Below are 413 nucleotides of genomic sequence, written 5' to 3'. Positions count from 1 at the left end.
GTCCCGTCAATGCCGATGGTCTGGCCCGGATTGGTGCCCCAGCTAACCATCGGAGCTATGCTACTCGTATCAATCTCGATTTCCTGATCAAAATGTGCGCCAGCATCGCTGTTCAATGTTAGCCAGCTTTGCAGCGCTTTGTCCCAGTCGCCACCAGTCGGTGCATAGCGGCGGCCTTTAAGATATTCGAATGTCTTTTCGTCTGGTGCGATAAAGCCGGACATTGCGGAAAACTCCGTTGCCATATTGCACAGGGTCATCCGTCCTTCCATGTCGAGCGCCGTGACAGCTTCTCCTGCAAATTCGACAGCATGGCCTTTGCCGCCAGCCGCGCTGTACTGGGAGAGCAGGGAAAGGATCATATCCTTTGGCGTTACGCCTTTTGCAAGCGTGCCGGTAAATGTGACCCGCAT

Annotated in this window: 1 protein-coding gene; it reads right to left on the bottom strand. The window is 54.5% G+C overall.

All coding sequences use genetic code 11. The features are described 5' to 3' along the window. Positions 1-413 (bottom strand): aconitase family protein (locus tag AB1K62_RS14650; RefSeq protein ID WP_367004704.1); only part of this gene is annotated, 413 nt, incomplete at both ends.

It is taken from the genome of Parasphingorhabdus sp. JC815, assembly GCF_040717415.1.
In the GTDB taxonomy this organism is placed as follows: Bacteria; Pseudomonadota; Alphaproteobacteria; order Sphingomonadales; family Sphingomonadaceae; genus Parasphingorhabdus.
The sequence above is the reverse complement of the archived record's forward strand: the minus strand, read 5'-3'. Positions and strand labels throughout refer to the sequence as shown.